The following is a 1230-nucleotide window of genomic DNA, read 5'->3' on the forward strand; positions in this document are numbered from 1 at the left end:
GTCCAGGCAGGAATTAAGTATACGGACAAATATGATGTGGCACTCGTTTTTTCGCAGGTTCAAGCGCAAGCTGCCGGTGTTTATACGCGAAATCTGGTCAAAGCGCACCCTCTTTATTTAACGCAGCGCCATTTGCGGAATGGATTAGCCCAAGCGGTTGTGATTAACAGTGGGAATGCCAATGCTTGTGTCGGAGAATCCGGTGATCAGGCTGCCTTGGCGATGGCGCAAAGTGCAGCCTTGGCTTTGGCTCTGCCAACGGAGGATGTTCTTGTGGCCTCAACCGGCGTGATCGGGGTCGAGATGCCGCTTGAGCGGGTCTTAAGTGGCATACGGGCGGCAAGTAAGGAGCTCCTGGGAGATATGGCCAAGGATATTCGTGAGCAGAAGAAAACTTCAGATGACGGAGCACATCGGGCAGCACTAGCGATTATGACCACGGATACGACCGTTAAAGAACATGCCTGGGAACTTCCCTGTTCTCAGGGCGGAGTGGTCCGTCTGGGAGCGATGGTTAAAGGATCCGGCATGATTCATCCCAATATGGGAACTATGTTGGGTTTTCTGACGACCGATGCGCTCATTCTTGCTTCGGATTTGCAGCGTATCTTGCATGAAGCGGTCGAGGGAAGTTTCAATATGGTGACCGTAGATGGGGACACCAGCACCAATGATATGGTCCTCTTTTTGGCGAATGGGGCCTCTGGAATAACGCTGAGTGGGGAAGATTTGTTGAACTTTGAGAAAATGGTGAAGAGGATGTGCGTCCGGCTGGCTCAAGATATTGCCCGGGATGGGGAGGGCGCCGGCAAGTTTATGGAAGTCACGGTCTCCGGAGCGAAAACAAAAGAAGACGCCCGAATAATTGCCCGGAGTATTTGTGGCTCCAGCTTGGTAAAAACTGCCCTCTTCGGAGAAGATGCTAATTGGGGTCGGATTATTACGGCGGCAGGCTATGCCGGAGCGGAGTTTGATCCAGGCCTTGTGGATATTTTTTTAGGGGATTTAATTGTCGCCCAAGCGGGAAGAGGGGTAGCGTTTTCGGAAGATAAGGCTAAGGAAATCCTGGGGTTAAAAGACGTTCATATTAGCTTGAACCTGCACATTGGGGAAGAGCAGGCAACAGCCTGGGGGTGTGATCTGACCCACGAGTACGTCACAATTAATGGGAGTTATCGATCTTAATCTTGGAGGCGGTAAAGTTGACACCGATGGAACAGGGATTAGGCA

The 1230-nt window shown here is 51.4% G+C and carries 1 protein-coding gene; it reads left to right on the plus strand.

Annotation, left to right across the window (positions count from 1 at the left end; translation table 11 throughout):
* Nucleotides 1–1185: bifunctional glutamate N-acetyltransferase/amino-acid acetyltransferase ArgJ (gene argJ, locus AC6I5A_RS11515; RefSeq protein ID WP_034615976.1), on the plus strand; the 1185-nt coding region annotated here is incomplete at its 5' end.
* Nucleotides 1186–1230: the final 45 nt, after the last annotated feature.

Source organism: Desulfosporosinus sp. Tol-M2 (assembly GCF_059735615.1).